Here is a 14,832-nt window from a genome sequence, read left to right as displayed (position 1 = left end):
CCTGATAATTAAATGATTTTGCGCAGATTCTCGACAAACGCGGCGATTTGTTCTTCACCGTCACCTTCAATCACCACACGCTGACGCTCGCGCTGCTTCGGTGCGGCAACCTGTTGTACGGAATACGCGGGTACGCTGTTCAGCCCGATATCCGCAGGCGACCAGACCTGAACCGGTTTTTTCGCCGCGCCAAGAATGGCTTTCATCGAAGGGATTTGTGGAGTGTTGATGTCGGTGGAAACCGCGATCACCGCCGGGAGCGGGATGCTCAGCGTTTCAACTTCATCTTCCAGTTCGCGTTCTACCGTCAGCGTACTGTCAGTAAGAGAGAGGATCTTACTCACGCCGTTAATCGCCGGAACGTTCAGCGCTTCACCCACCAGCAAACCAACCTGCTGAGCATAAAGATCGGAAGAACCGTCGCCGCAAATAAGCAGATCGAAACCTGATTTTTGCGCCGCGGCGGCCAGCGCGGTAGCGGTGTGTTGCGGCAGCGCCTGCTCAAATTGATCGTCAATCACCACAATCAGTTCATCAGGGCCACGAGAAAGAACATCTTTGCGCCCTTTTGCATTAGTCAGCGCTTTGCCGCCAACGCTCATGGCGACAACCTGAGCTTCTCCCACCTGCTGTTTTAACTGGCAAGCAGCTTCAATTGCATTCAGATCATATTGGCTGATTTTGCCATCCGCTTTGCTGAAATCGAGTGAGCCATCAGCATTATTAATCGCAATATCCTGTTCATCAGGTACGCATTTGTAGCAAGTAATTATCTTCATTGCATCTCCAGAAATCATGAAGGAAACGTATTTATATCGGCGGTGTTAAATACAGATATCACGCTCTTTAATTCGGAAATAAAACCTTAATCACCAATATTGAAAATGTCACACATTGAAATTCGTAACTTTCAATAGTGTTACATGCCTCACCAATATTGAAAGAAACACGTCAAATATGAAAATTTTCAATATTGCTTGCTGGTTCAACAATATTGAACGCTAGACACTTAAAAAAGTTAAAAAACCAATGTCAACTATATGATTTATAATCAAAAAATAGACATTTCAAGACAAAATAACCAGCACCAAAAAGTGTGATCAAAGTAACAGAATCACGCGAAATGAATACCCATTATGAGTTACTCGTTGAGGTGTCCCAGAGGTTAATAAGTTATCAACAAACCATTAATAATAAATAAACAAACGTTCAAAGACGGGCACGCTAAATAAATTTCGTTTTCACACTGGAATTCACTTATGAAAAATGAAAAGAGAAAATCGGGAATTGAACCGAAGGTTTTTTTTCCGCCATTAATAATTGTCGGAATACTTTGCTGGCTAACAGTAAGAGATCTTGATGCCGCTAACGTCGTTATTAATGCGGTATTCAGTTATGTCACCAACGTCTGGGGATGGGCATTTGAATGGTATATGGTCATCATGCTATTCGGCTGGTTCTGGCTGGTTTTTGGCCCCTATGCCAAAAAGAGATTAGGTGACGAAAAACCGGAGTTTAGCACCGCCAGCTGGATTTTTATGATGTTCGCGTCCTGTACATCCGCTGCGGTGCTGTTCTGGGGCTCTATTGAGATCTACTACTATATCTCCACCCCGCCGTTCGGCCTGGAACCAAATTCCACGGGCGCGAAAGAGATAGGTCTGGCGTACAGCCTGTTCCACTGGGGGCCGCTGCCGTGGGCAACCTATAGCTTCCTTTCTGTAGCCTTCGCCTACTTCTTCTTTGTACGTAAGATGGATGTCATCCGTCCCAGCTCCACGCTGGTACCGCTCGTCGGTGAGAAACATGCGAAAGGGTTGTTCGGTACCATCGTTGATAACTTCTACCTGGTGGCGCTGATCTTCGCAATGGGCACCAGCCTCGGTCTGGCTACCCCGCTGGTCACCGAGTGTATGCAGTACCTGTTCGGTATTCCACATACGCTGCAACTCGACGCCATCATCATTACCTGCTGGATCATTCTGAACGCCATTTGCGTGGCCTGTGGCCTGCAAAAAGGGGTCAAGATCGCCAGTGACGTACGTAGCTATCTGAGCTTCCTGATGCTCGGCTGGGTGTTTATCGTCAGCGGCGCCAGCTTCATCATGAACTACTTCACCGACTCCGTCGGGATGTTGCTGATGCATCTGCCACGGATGCTGTTCTATACCGATGCCATCGGTAAAGGCGGCTTCCCGCAGGGCTGGACCGTTTTCTACTGGGCGTGGTGGGTAATTTACGCCATCCAGATGAGTATCTTCCTGGCCCGTATTTCTCGTGGTCGCACCGTACGCGAACTGTGCTTCGGGATGGTACTGGGCCTGACCGCGTCTACCTGGATCCTGTGGACTGTCCTTGGCAGCAACACGCTGCTGCTGATGGATAAAAACATCCTCAACATTCCGCAGTTGATTGAACAACACGGCGTGGCGCGCGCCATTATCGAAACCTGGGCCGCCTTACCGCTCAGCACCGCCACCATGTGGGGTTTCTTTATCCTCTGCTTTATCGCCACCGTAACGCTGATTAACGCCTGCTCTTACACCCTGGCGATGTCCACCTGTCGCGAAGTTCGCGATGGTGAAGAACCGCCTCTGTTAGTGCGTATCGGCTGGTCGGTGCTGGTCGGCATCATCGGTATCGTTCTGCTGGCACTGGGTGGGTTGAAGCCGATTCAGACCGCAATTATCGCCGGAGGATGCCCGCTGTTCTTCGTCAACATTATGGTGACGCTGTCCTTTATTAAAGACGCCAAAGTGCACTGGAAAGACAAGTAATTCTTATTAACCCAATTGATCAAGAGGCTGAAAGATGGATTTCAACTTAAATGACGAGCAGGAACTGTTTGTCGCCGGTATTCGTGAACTGATGGCCAGTGAGAACTGGGAAGCTTATTTTGCCGAGTGCGATCGTGACAGCGTCTACCCTGAGCGTTTTGTAAAAGCGCTGGCGGATATGGGCATTGATAGCCTGCTGATCCCGGAAGAACATGGCGGTCTGGAAGCGGGTTTTGTTACCGTCGCCGCCGTCTGGATGGAGCTGGGACGTCTTGGCGCACCAACTTACGTGTTGTACCAATTGCCGGGAGGTTTTAACACTTTCCTGCGTGAAGGGACTCAGGAGCAAATTGATAAAATCATGGCGTTCCAGGGCACCGGTAAGCAGATGTGGAACTCTGCTATCACCGAACCGGGAGCGGGATCGGATGTCGGTAGTCTGAAAACCACTTATACACGCAAAAATGGTAAGGTTTATCTTAATGGCAGTAAGTGCTTTATCACCAGTAGCGCCTACACCCCGTACATCGTGGTCATGGCGAGAGACGGTGCATCGCCGGATAAGCCTGTTTACACCGAATGGTTTGTCGACATGAGCAAAGCGGGTATCAAGGTCAACAAACTGGAGAAACTCGGTCTGCGCATGGATAGCTGCTGTGAAATCACCTTTGACGACGTTGAACTGGACGAAAAAGACATGTTCGGTCGGGAAGGTAACGGCTTCAACCGCGTGAAAGAAGAGTTTGACCATGAGCGCTTCCTCGTCGCGCTGACCAACTACGGCACCGCAATGTGCGCTTTTGAAGATGCCGCGCGTTACGCTAATCAGCGCGTGCAGTTTGGTGAAACTATTGGCCGTTTCCAACTGATTCAGGAGAAGTTTGCGCATATGGCGATCAAACTGAACTCCATGAAAAACATGCTGCTGGAAGCCGCGTGGAAAGCAGATAACGGCACTATTACCTCCGGCGACGCGGCAATGTGCAAATACTTCTGCGCCAACGCCGCGTTTGAAGTGGTAGACACCGCCATGCAGGTACTGGGAGGTGTTGGTATCGCGGGCAACCACCGCATCACGCGTTTCTGGCGTGACCTGCGTGTTGACCGCGTTTCTGGTGGTTCTGATGAAATGCAGATCCTGACGTTAGGCCGTGCGGTACTCAAGCAATACCGATAGAACGGCGCAACCTGTAGGCCTGATGAGACGCTCGCGTCGCCATCCGGCCTACGTGGCCCCCATAAATGCCAGGAGAAAAATTATGAATCATTTACCAATGCCAACCTTTGGCCCTCTTGCTGGAGTACGCGTTGTTTTTTCAGGGATCGAAATCGCCGGTCCATTCGCCGGACAGATGTTCGCCGAATGGGGCGCCGAGGTTATCTGGATTGAAAACGTCGCATGGGCCGATACCATCCGCGTACAGCCTAACTACCCGCAGCTCTCACGCCGCAACCTGCACGCCCTGTCGCTCAATATTTTCAAAGATGAAGGTCGGGAAGCGTTTCTGAAACTGATGGAAACCACCGATATTTTCATTGAAGCCAGTAAAGGCCCGGCCTTTGCACGCCGCGGTATTACTGATGAAGTGCTGTGGGAACATAACCCGAAACTGGTCATTGCCCACCTTTCCGGTTTCGGCCAGTTTGGTACGGAGGAGTACACCAATCTTCCGGCGTATAACACCATCGCGCAGGCGTTCAGTGGTTATCTGATCCAAAACGGCGACGTTGACCAACCGATGCCAGCCTTCCCGTATACCGCGGATTACTTCTCCGGGATGACCGCAACGACAGCAGCGCTGGCGGCCCTGCACAAAGTGCGCGAAACGGGTAAAGGTGAAAGCATCGATATCGCCATGTACGAAGTGATGCTGCGCATGGGTCAGTACTTCATGATGGACTACTTCAACGGCGGCGAAATCTGTCCACGTATGACGAAAGGGAAAGATCCCTACTACGCCGGTTGCGGCCTGTATAAATGCGCCGATGGTTACATCGTCATGGAGTTGGTCGGCATCACGCAAATCAACGAGTGTTTTAAAGATATCGGCCTGGCCCACATTCTCGGTACGCCGGAAGTTCCGGAAGGCACGCAGCTAATCCATCGCGTGGAATGCCCTTACGGCCCGCTCGTCGAAGATAAACTGGACGCCTGGCTGGCAGCGCATACCATCGCCGAAGTCCAGGCGCGCTTTGCTGAACTGAATATCGCCTGTGCGAAGGTGCTAACCATTCCGGAACTGGAAGGCAATCCGCAGTACGTTGCCCGCGAATCCATTACTCAGTGGCAAACAATGGACGGCCGCACCTGCAAAGGACCGAACATCATGCCGAAATTTAAAAACAACCCGGGGAAAATCTGGCGTGGCATGCCATCACACGGCATGGATACCGCCGCCATTCTGAAAAACATTGGTTATAGCGAAGCAGACATAAATGAGCTGGTCGGCAAAGGCCTGGCCAGGGTTGAGGAATAAACGCGACGCGCTAACCCGCTCGTGGGTTAGCGCTCACGCCTGATTTCAGTGGATAAAGCAATATGGATATCGTTGGCGGACAAAACTTACGTCAGATGTGGGACGACCTGGCCGGGGTGTACGGAAATAAAACGGCGTTAATTTTCGAATCCTGTGAAGGAATCGTTCGGCAATTTAGCTATGCCTCGCTCAATGAAGAGATTAACCGCACGGCGAACCTTTTTCATTCCTTAGGGATCCGCAAGGGCGATAGGGTCGCACTGCATCTGGATAACTGTCCGGAATTCATCTTTTGCTGGTTTGGACTGGCAAAAATCGGCGCCATTATGGTGCCGATCAATGCTCGCTTACTGGGCGAAGAAAGTGCCTGGATCCTGCAAAACAGCCAGGTGAGCCTGCTGGTTACCAGCGCCCAGTTTTATCCTATGTACCGTGAAATACGCCAGGAAAATAGCACTCCGCTTAATCATATCTGTCTGATTGGCGAGCAGCTTCCGGCTGACGATGGCGTGAGCCACTTTACCCAACTGCAGGCTCGTCAGTCGACCACCCTGTGCTATACGCCTGCGTTATCCACTGACGATACGGCGGAAATTCTGTTTACCTCCGGTACCACCTCGCGTCCAAAAGGGGTGGTGATTACCCATTATAACCTGCGCTTTGCGGGCTATTACTCTGCCTGGCAAATCGCCCTGCGCGATGATGACGTATACATGACGGTGATGCCCGCTTTTCATATCGACTGTCAGTGTACCGCCGCAATGCCGGCCTTTTCCGCCGGCAGCACCTTTGTGCTCCTGGAGAAGTACAGCGCCCGGGCGTTCTGGGATCAGGTACGTAAATATCAGGCGACGGTGACCGAGTGCATCCCGATGATGATCCGCACGCTGATGGTCCAGCCCGCCGCGCCAACGGACAGGCAGCATCAGCTGCGCGAAGTGATGTTCTATCTCAATCTATCCGTGCAGGAAAAAGACGCCTTTATCGAACGCTTTGGCGTCAGGCTGCTGACCTCTTATGGTATGACTGAAACCATTGTCGGAATTATTGGCGACCGTCCCGGAGACAAACGACGCTGGCCTTCCATTGGTCGCGTGGGATTTAGCTATGAAGCTGAAATTCGCGACGATCAAAATCGACCGCTCCCCGCCGGAGAAATTGGCGAAATCTGTATTAAAGGCGTCCCCGGCAAGACCATCTTCAAAGAGTATTACATGCAGCCGGAAGCAACCGCCAGGGCGCTGGAACCAGAGGGCTGGTTACATACCGGTGATTCGGGTTACCAGGATGAGGATGGCTATTTCTATTTTGTCGACAGACGCTGCAACATGATTAAACGCGGCGGGGAAAATGTCTCCTGCGTCGAGCTGGAAAATATTATTTCTGCGCATCCGAAAATTCAGGACATTGTGGTTGTTGGTATTAAAGACGCGATCCGTGATGAAGCCATTAAAGCGTTTATTGTCCTTAATGAAGGTGAAACATTAAGCGAAGCCGAGTTTTTCAGCTTCTGCGAAAACAATATGGCGAAATTCAAGGTTCCCTCTTTTATGGAGATCAGAACCGACCTGCCGCGCAACTGTTCAGGAAAAATAATCAAAAAAAATCTGAAATAAACCTTCCGGCAGGAATCCCTCCCGCCGGGAAACTATTTATCTGGAGATGAACCATGAGTGAATCATTACATCTGACCCGTAATGGCCCGATCCTGGAAATTACCCTCGACCGACCTAAAGCCAATGCCATTGACGCCAAAACCAGCTTTGCAATGGGCCAGGCTTTTCTTAATTTCCGTGACGATCCGGAATTACGCGTAGCAATCATTACTGGCGGCGGGGAGAAATTCTTTTCTGCTGGCTGGGACTTAAAAGCGGCAGCGGAAGGTGAAGCGCCGGATGCCGATTTTGGTCCCGGCGGCTTTGCCGGTTTAACTGAAATATTTGATCTGGATAAGCCGGTCATCGCCGCGGTAAACGGCTATGCGTTTGGCGGCGGTTTTGAGCTGGCGCTGGCAGCGGACTTTATTGTCTGCGCGGAAAACGCCAGCTTCGCGCTACCGGAAGCCAAGCTCGGCATCGTGCCTGACAGCGGCGGCGTTTTGCGCCTGCCTAAGCTGTTGCCACCGGCTATCGTCAACGAAATGGTGATGACCGGTAGACGAATGAGCGCCGAAGAAGCGCTGCGTTGGGGGATCGTGAACCGCGTTGTCAGCCAGAGCGAACTGATGGATAGCGCGCGCGAACTGGCGCAACAACTGGTTAATAGCGCCCCGCTGGCGATCGCGGCGCTGAAAGAGATTTATCGTGCGACTAGCGAAATGCCGGTAGAAGAAGGCTACCGCTACATCCGCAGCGGCGTACTGAAGCATTATCCGTCGGTACTGCATTCGGAAGATGCGCTCGAAGGACCGCAGGCATTTGCCGAAAAACGCGATCCGGTGTGGAAAGGTCGTTAATGTGACTATGCCGGATAAGGTGTTTACGCCGTCGTCCGGCAAAAAAACCGAGGTACAACCATGAGCTATTACGCCTTTGAAGGACTGATCCCGGTGGTACACCCGGACGCGTTTGTCCATCCCAGCGCCGTGCTGATTGGCGATGTCATCGTGGGTGCTGGTGTTTATATTGGCCCACTCGCGTCATTGCGTGGGGATTATGGGCGCCTGATCCTTAAGGCAGGATCTAATCTGCAGGATGGCTGCATTATGCATGGCTACTGCGATACCGATACCATCGTGCATGAGAACGGCCATATAGGCCACGGCGCTATTTTGCATGGCTGCGTGGTGGGCCGGGACGCCCTGGTCGGCATGAACAGCGTGATTATGGACGGCGCAGTGATTGGCGAAGAGAGCATTGTCGCCGCCATGAGTTTCGTCAAAGCCGGATTTCAGGGTGAGGCAAGGCAACTGCTGGTGGGTTCACCTGCGCGAGTACTACGCCAGGTCACAGACCAGGAGCTGCACTGGAAACGCCTCAACACCAAAGAATATCAGGATCTTGCGGTCCGCTGTCGAACGGGGCTATCTGAAACGAAGCCGTTAACCCAGGTCGAAAAAAACCGGCCGCGCCTGAAAGGCACGACGGACGTGAAGCCAAAATCAGCCCAATAATTGATGCCGGATGCGCTGACGCTTATCCGGCCTACGCGTCAATCCCCGTCAACGCTGCCATCAGGCAAACTAACCATTAGCGACGCATACTTTTTGACAGCATCATCTGCCATTTCTGCTCACGGTTGAGCTCTGTTGGGGGAACGGCAGACAGTCGTGGCGCTTTCGCCACACTCACTTTTCTTTCCTGCAAATTATGATTCAATCGGCGATAGAGATGAGAATCAATACTCACGACTTTCACCAGACGCTGGCACTGACAGCCTCGTCCTGCAATCTGGTTAGGGATCATCTTCACTTCACAAGCAATTTCCCCAACTTCTGACAGAATATAGGAGAGCGTATTAATTGCTTTGCAGTGTTCAATATCAAATTGACGGGAAATCTCCTTGGCAGTGATCCATCGGTCCTCTGCCATCATCCAGTCAGCAATTAACAAATAAAGCGGTCTTTCAACATATTTTTCACACATAAGCACACCATTTCACAAATTAAAAATCTGGCTACGGCCTGTCCAAATTAATAAAAACTAAGCCATATTAAAATTGTGGATATAAAGATAGTATGCGACTTGAATGTTGATTAGTGTGAGCAATATCGTGCTTATTACATTGAAAAGGTGGTTAAGGAAACGGACATCTCCAGGGATGACCTGATAGGGTAAAAAAACGGCTCCTTCCCAGGAACCGTTTCAAATTTATATTGCAGATCCGATTAACGCAAATATCACCGGACCTTCTGTTTATTATTTATTGATCTGCGCGTGCATTTCCTGCACCGAGGTCACCTTCTCGGTGGCATCCGCATTCAGCGCCATAGCCGTTGCGAAACCGCCATTCAGGGTGGTGTCGTAATGCACTTTGTACTGCAAGGCGCTGCGGCGAATCAGCTTGGAGTCTTCAATCGCCTGACGACCTGCGGTGGTGTTGATAATGTAGGTATATTCGCCATTCTTGATACGGTCCTGAATGTGCGGACGACCTTCATGCACCTTGTTCACCAGACGCGGGTTGATACCGGCTTCACCCAGCACAATCGCGGTACCGTGAGTCGCATCCAGCTCGAAGCCCTGTTTTAGCAGCTTAGCGGCCAGGTCCACGACGCGCTCTTTGTCGCCTTCGCGAACCGAGAGCAGCGCACGGCCCTGTTTCTTCATCGTGGAGTTACTGCCCAACTGTGCCTTGGCGAACGCTTCCGCGAAGGTACGGCCCACGCCCATCACTTCCCCGGTAGAGCGCATTTCTGGCCCTAACAGCGGGTCAACGCCCGGGAATTTGTTGAACGGCAGCACCACTTCTTTCACCGAGTAGTACGGCGGGATAATTTCTTTGGTCACGCCCTGCTCGGTCAGCGATTTGCCAGCCATCACGCGCGCCGCCACTTTCGCCAGCGGTACGCCGGTGGCTTTGGAGACGAACGGTACGGTACGCGCCGCACGCGGGTTGACTTCAATCAGGTAGACTTCGTTGTCTTTCACCGCAAACTGCACGTTCATCAGGCCGCGCACCTGCAGTTCGAAGGCCAGCTTCTGCACCTGCTGGCGCATCACATCCTGAATTTCCTTGCTCAGCGTGTAGGCTGGCAGAGAACAGGCGGAGTCGCCGGAGTGTACGCCCGCCTGCTCGATGTGCTCCATGATGCCGCCAATCAGCACCATTTCGCCGTCGCAGATGGCGTCAACGTCCACTTCGATGGCATCGTCGAGGAAGCGGTCCAGCAGCACCGGTGCGTCGTTGGAGACGCTAACCGCGGTCTGGAAGTAGCGACGCAGGTCGGCTTCGTCGTAGACGATTTCCATCGCGCGGCCGCCCAGTACGTAAGACGGGCGCACCACCAGCGGGTAGCCAATTTCTTTCGCCTTCTCAACCGCTTGTTCAATGGCGGTCACGGTGGCGTTGGCTGGCTGTTTCAGCTTCAGACGGTCAACCGCGTGCTGGAAGCGTTCACGGTCTTCCGCGCGGTCAATCGCGTCCGGGCTGGTACCGATAACCGGTACGCCTGCGGCTTCCAGTTCACGCGCCAGTTTCAGCGGGGTCTGGCCGCCGTACTGCACGATGACGCCTTTCGGCTTCTCGATGCGCACGATTTCCAGTACGTCCTCCAGCGTTACCGGCTCGAAGTACAGACGGTCGGAGGTGTCGTAGTCGGTAGAGACAGTTTCCGGGTTACAGTTGACCATGATGGTCTCGTAACCGTCTTCGCGCAGCGCCAGCGAGGCATGGACGCAGCAGTAGTCAAATTCGATACCCTGGCCGATACGGTTCGGGCCGCCGCCGAGGACCATGATTTTATCGCGGTCGACGGATGGGTTAGATTCGCACTCTTCTTCATAGGTAGAGTACATGTAGGCGGTATCGGTGGCGAATTCCGCCGCGCAGGTATCCACGCGCTTGTAGACCGGGTGCAGGTTGTACTGGTCGCGCAGCTTGCGGATTTCCGCTTCGCGCACACCCGCCAGTTTTGCCAGACGCGCATCGGCGAAGCCTTTGCGCTTCAGGTGACGCAGGAAGTCAGCGTCGAGACCGTTGATGCCCACTTCCGCCACTTTCTCTTCCAGACGCACCAGCTCTTCAATCTGTACCAGAAACCAGCGGTCGATGTTGGTCAGGTTGAACACACCGTCGACGGAGAGGCCCGCGCGGAAGGCATCGGCGATATACCAGATGCGCTCGGCGCCCGCGTCTTTCAGCTCGCGGCGGATTTTGGTCAGCGCTTCCGGGTCGTCGAGGCTCACTTTCGGGTCGAAACCGGTGGCGCCTACTTCCAGGCCGCGCAGCGCTTTCTGCAGGGATTCCTGCTGCGTACGGCCAATCGCCATCACTTCGCCGACGGATTTCATCTGGGTGGTCAGACGGTCGTTCGCACCGGCGAATTTCTCGAAGTTGAAGCGAGGAATCTTGGTGACAACGTAGTCGATAGACGGCTCGAAGGAGGCCGGAGTACGGCCACCTGTGATGTCGTTCATCAGTTCGTCGAGGGTGTAACCCACCGCCAGTTTGGCCGCCACTTTGGCAATCGGGAAGCCGGTGGCTTTGGACGCCAGCGCCGAGGAGCGGGAGACGCGCGGGTTCATTTCGATAACGATCAGACGACCATCTTTCGGGTTCACCGAGAACTGAACGTTGGAACCGCCGGTTTCTACGCCGATTTCACGCAGTACCGCCATCGAGGCGTTACGCATGATTTGGTATTCTTTGTCGGTCAGGGTCTGCGCCGGAGCAACAGTGATCGAGTCACCGGTGTGAATGCCCATCGCATCGAAGTTTTCGATAGAGCAGACGATGATGCAGTTGTCGTTCTTATCACGCACCACTTCCATCTCGTACTCTTTCCAGCCGATCAGCGATTCATCAATCAGCAGCTCGTTGGTTGGCGAGAGGTCCAGGCCGCGTTCGCAGATTTCTTCGAACTCTTCACGGTTGTAGGCGATACCGCCGCCGGTGCCGCCCATGGTGAAAGATGGACGGATGATGCACGGGAAGCCCACGTCAGCGGCAACCGCCAGCGCTTCTTCCATGGTGTGCGCGATACCGGAACGCGCGGTGTCGAGGCCGATTTTCTTCATCGCCACGTCGAAACGACGGCGGTCTTCTGCTTTATCAATCGCATCAGCGGTGGCGCCAATCATGGTCACGCCGAACTCTTCCAGCACGCCCTGACGCTCCAGCTCCAGCGCGCAGTTCAGCGCGGTCTGGCCGCCCATGGTTGGCAGAACCGCATCCGGACGCTCTTTTTCGATGATTTTGCGTACCACTTCCCAGTTGATCGGCTCGATGTAGGTCGCATCGGCCATTTCCGGGTCGGTCATAATGGTTGCCGGGTTAGAGTTCACCAGAATAACGCGGTAACCCTCTTCGCGCAGCGCTTTACACGCCTGGGCGCCGGAGTAGTCAAACTCACACGCCTGACCGATAACAATCGGGCCCGCGCCCAGAATCAGGATACTTTTTATGTCTGTACGTTTTGGCATGGCTTTTATTACTCCTGATTATTTCGCGGACTGACGGTATTGCTCAATAAGCTCGATAAAGTGGTCGAACAGCGGCGCCGCATCATGCGGGCCTGGGCTCGCCTCCGGGTGGCCCTGGAAGCTAAACGCCGGTTTATCGGTACGGTGAATCCCTTGCAGGGTTCCGTCGAACAGGGATTTGTGGGTTACGCGCAGGTTGGCTGGCAGCGAATCTTCATCCACCGCAAAGCCGTGGTTCTGCGCGGTAATCATCACCACATTCTTATCCATGTCTTTCACCGGGTGGTTACCACCGTGGTGACCAAACTTCATCTTGATGGTCTTCGCACCGCTCGCCAGAGCCAACAGTTGATGGCCGAGGCAGATGCCAAATACCGGAATATCGGTCTGGAGGAATTTCTCAATGGCTTCGATGGCGTAGTCGCACGGGGCCGGGTCACCTGGGCCGTTAGACAGGAAGATACCGTCCGGATTCATCTTCAGAACATCTTCCGCGGAGGTTTTCGCCGGTACCACCGTCAGGCGGCAGCCGCGATCCACCAGCATGCGCAGAATGTTGCGCTTGGCGCCAAAATCGTAGGCCACCACGTGGAACGGCAGCTCTTCTGCAGACTTCGCTTCCGGCAGGTCACCCGCCAGCGTCCAGCTACCCTGAGTCCAGCTGTAGGATTCAGCGGTGGTCACTTCTTTTGCCAGGTCCATCCCATTTAAGCCCGGGAACGCTTTGGCTTTTTCTAAGGCCAGCGCAGCATCCAGATTATCGCCTGCAATGATGCAGCCGTTCTGAGCGCCCTTCTCGCGCAGCAGTCGCGTCAGCTTACGGGTATCGATATCGGCAATCGCCACAATATTATGGCGCTTGAGGTAAGAAGAGAGGTCTTCGGTGTTGCGGTAGTTGCTGGCAATCAGCGGCAGGTCGCGGATGACCAGGCCTTGCGCATGTACCTGAGAAGATTCTGCATCGGCTTCATTGGTGCCGACATTACCGATATGAGGATAAGTAAGAGTGACGATTTGGCGGGAATAGGAAGGATCAGTGAGGATTTCTTGATAACCGGTCATTGAAGTATTGAAAACGACTTCCCCAACCGCCGAACCTGTTGCCCCTATGGCCCGACCGTGAAACTGGGTTCCGTCTTCCAGAACCAATAGCGCTGACTTAATCAAAACACCCTCCAGAGAATATTCACTCACTTTATTTGCATATTAATTCATTAACACCTCATGAATCAATGCAAATTTGCTTACCTATGGATTTCTGGCAAACGGCGGCATTCTAGAGATAGCCCACGTAAAAGTCTACCCAAAAGGGCAATTTTTATTATTATTTTACGCCACTGGGATAAATCACTCGATTTAACAGGCAAAAAGATCAGCTAACTCAGGGTAGAAAACGCTTGCGGTAGATAAAGAGTGTAAAAACGGGAGCAGCGAGAGAAAAAAGTGGACCACTTGGTCAAAATTTACATTCAGATAACAGAATGAAGCATAAAAACATATATAAACATCAGCTTAGATAAAAAATAAAACCAAAAGCCAAAAAATTAAAGGGCAATAAAATATTGCCCCATGTAATCAAATAATTATGATTACCATAACCACATCACGAAGGGTAATAAAATCTATAAACTGCGTAAATCAAGTACATCTTTCATATCAAAAAGACCATTTGATTTCGATTTTAGCCAAACCGCCGATCGCACTGCGCCATTGGCAAAAGTCATGCGGCTGGACGCTTTATGGGTGATTTCAATACGCTCGCCAATATCGGCAAACATCGCGGTATGTTCGCCGACAATGTCACCGGCGCGTACGGTCGCAAAACCAATAGTGCCCGGCACACGCTCGCCGGTATAACCTTCGCGCGAGTAGACAGCGCAGTCTTTCAGATCTTTATCCAACGCCCCAGCGATCGCCTCACCCATCGCCAGCGCGGTCCCCGATGGGGCGTCCACTTTGTGGCGGTGATGCGCTTCGATAATCTCAATATCGGTATAGTCCCCCATCACTTTTGCTGCTTTCTCAAGCAGTTTCAGCATGACGTTAACGCCGACGCTAAAATTCGCAGCGAAGACGATAGCAATCTCCTGCGCGGCATCGCGAATAGCCTGTTTACCGGCATCATCGAACCCGGTGGTACCAATCACCATTCCCTTACCGTGCTGGCGGCAAAACGCCAGATGCGTCAGCGTACCTTCCGGTCGCGTGAAATCGATGAAAACATCGAAATCATCTTTCACCGCCTCAAGGCTGCTTTGTACGGTAACGCCCGTTTTCCCGGCTCCCGCCAACTCTCCGGCATCGCTTCCCAGTAAGGAAGAGCCTTCGCGCTCCAGCGCCGCGCCAAGCTGTACGCCATCCATGCCAAGTGTGGCCTGAATCAACTGACGCCCCATGCGTCCTCCGGCTCCCGCGATGGCAACGCGGATTTGTGCATCATGCATAGCTATTCTCTTTTGTTAATTTTGCGTAAATCGTTTTCAGAGTAACCAGCAC

At 52.7% G+C, this 14,832-nt stretch carries 11 protein-coding genes; 6 read left to right on the top strand and 5 right to left on the bottom strand.

Going from position 1 to position 14,832, the window contains the following annotated elements:
- Positions 1-8 precede the first annotated feature (8 nt).
- Positions 9-779 (bottom strand): electron transfer flavoprotein FixA, encoded by a 771-nt coding sequence (locus JSN25_RS08775; RefSeq protein WP_085048330.1) that lies wholly within the window; start codon positions 777-779, stop codon positions 9-11.
- Between the two features lie 480 nt (positions 780-1,259).
- Between JSN25_RS08775 and caiT the strand changes: the two genes are divergently transcribed.
- The 6 genes from caiT (at position 1,260) to caiE (ending at position 8,366) form a co-directional block, all read left to right on the top strand.
- Positions 1,260-2,777: an L-carnitine/gamma-butyrobetaine antiporter gene (caiT, locus tag JSN25_RS08770; RefSeq protein ID WP_038637104.1), complete on the top strand. Its 1,518-nt coding sequence runs from the start codon at positions 1,260-1,262 to the stop codon at positions 2,775-2,777.
- 34 nt (positions 2,778-2,811) lie between these two features.
- Positions 2,812-3,954, top strand: coding sequence for a crotonobetainyl-CoA dehydrogenase (caiA, locus tag JSN25_RS08765; RefSeq protein ID WP_003018898.1), 1,143 nt, complete (start codon positions 2,812-2,814; stop codon positions 3,952-3,954).
- A gap of 82 nt (positions 3,955-4,036) precedes the next feature.
- Complete coding sequence (caiB, locus tag JSN25_RS08760) at positions 4,037-5,254, top strand: L-carnitine CoA-transferase (RefSeq protein WP_204525625.1); 1,218 nt, start codon at positions 4,037-4,039, stop codon at positions 5,252-5,254.
- A gap of 62 nt (positions 5,255-5,316) precedes the next feature.
- The gene (gene caiC, locus JSN25_RS08755) at positions 5,317-6,870 is read left to right on the top strand and encodes a crotonobetaine/carnitine-CoA ligase (protein ID WP_204525624.1); all 1,554 of its coding nucleotides are present in this window, start codon (positions 5,317-5,319) and stop codon (positions 6,868-6,870) included.
- A 53-nt stretch (positions 6,871-6,923) separates the two neighbouring features.
- Entirely contained in the window at positions 6,924-7,709 is a 786-nt protein-coding gene (caiD, locus tag JSN25_RS08750) for a crotonobetainyl-CoA hydratase (protein WP_038637097.1), read from the top strand.
- 60 nt (positions 7,710-7,769) lie between these two features.
- Positions 7,770-8,366, top strand: a complete 597-nt coding sequence (gene caiE, locus JSN25_RS08745) for a carnitine operon protein CaiE (protein WP_038637095.1) — start codon at positions 7,770-7,772, stop codon at positions 8,364-8,366.
- Positions 8,367-8,442: 76 nt separating this feature from the next.
- On the opposite strand, the gene caiF is transcribed toward caiE, so the two are convergent.
- The 4 genes from caiF to dapB all read right to left on the bottom strand — a co-directional run bounded on the left by caiF (position 8,443) and on the right by dapB (position 14,780).
- Positions 8,443-8,838, bottom strand: coding sequence for a carnitine metabolism transcriptional regulator CaiF (gene caiF / locus JSN25_RS08740; protein ID WP_204525623.1), 396 nt, complete (start codon positions 8,836-8,838; stop codon positions 8,443-8,445).
- Positions 8,839-9,111: 273 nt separating this feature from the next.
- A complete protein-coding gene (gene carB, locus JSN25_RS08735; RefSeq protein ID WP_038637091.1) occupies positions 9,112-12,336 on the bottom strand; it encodes a carbamoyl-phosphate synthase large subunit in 3,225 nt (1,074 codons plus the stop codon).
- An 18-nt stretch (positions 12,337-12,354) separates the two neighbouring features.
- Positions 12,355-13,503: a glutamine-hydrolyzing carbamoyl-phosphate synthase small subunit gene (gene carA / locus JSN25_RS08730; RefSeq protein WP_121528568.1), complete on the bottom strand. Its 1,149-nt coding sequence runs from the start codon at positions 13,501-13,503 to the stop codon at positions 12,355-12,357.
- A gap of 455 nt (positions 13,504-13,958) precedes the next feature.
- Positions 13,959-14,780, bottom strand: a complete 822-nt coding sequence (gene dapB, locus JSN25_RS08725) for a 4-hydroxy-tetrahydrodipicolinate reductase (protein ID WP_038637087.1) — start codon at positions 14,778-14,780, stop codon at positions 13,959-13,961.
- Positions 14,781-14,832 lie beyond the last annotated feature (52 nt).

Source organism: Citrobacter cronae (genome assembly GCF_016893685.1).
Taxonomy (GTDB): domain Bacteria; phylum Pseudomonadota; class Gammaproteobacteria; order Enterobacterales; family Enterobacteriaceae; genus Citrobacter; species Citrobacter werkmanii.
The sequence above is the reverse complement of the archived record's forward strand: the minus strand, read 5'-3'. Positions and strand labels throughout refer to the sequence as shown.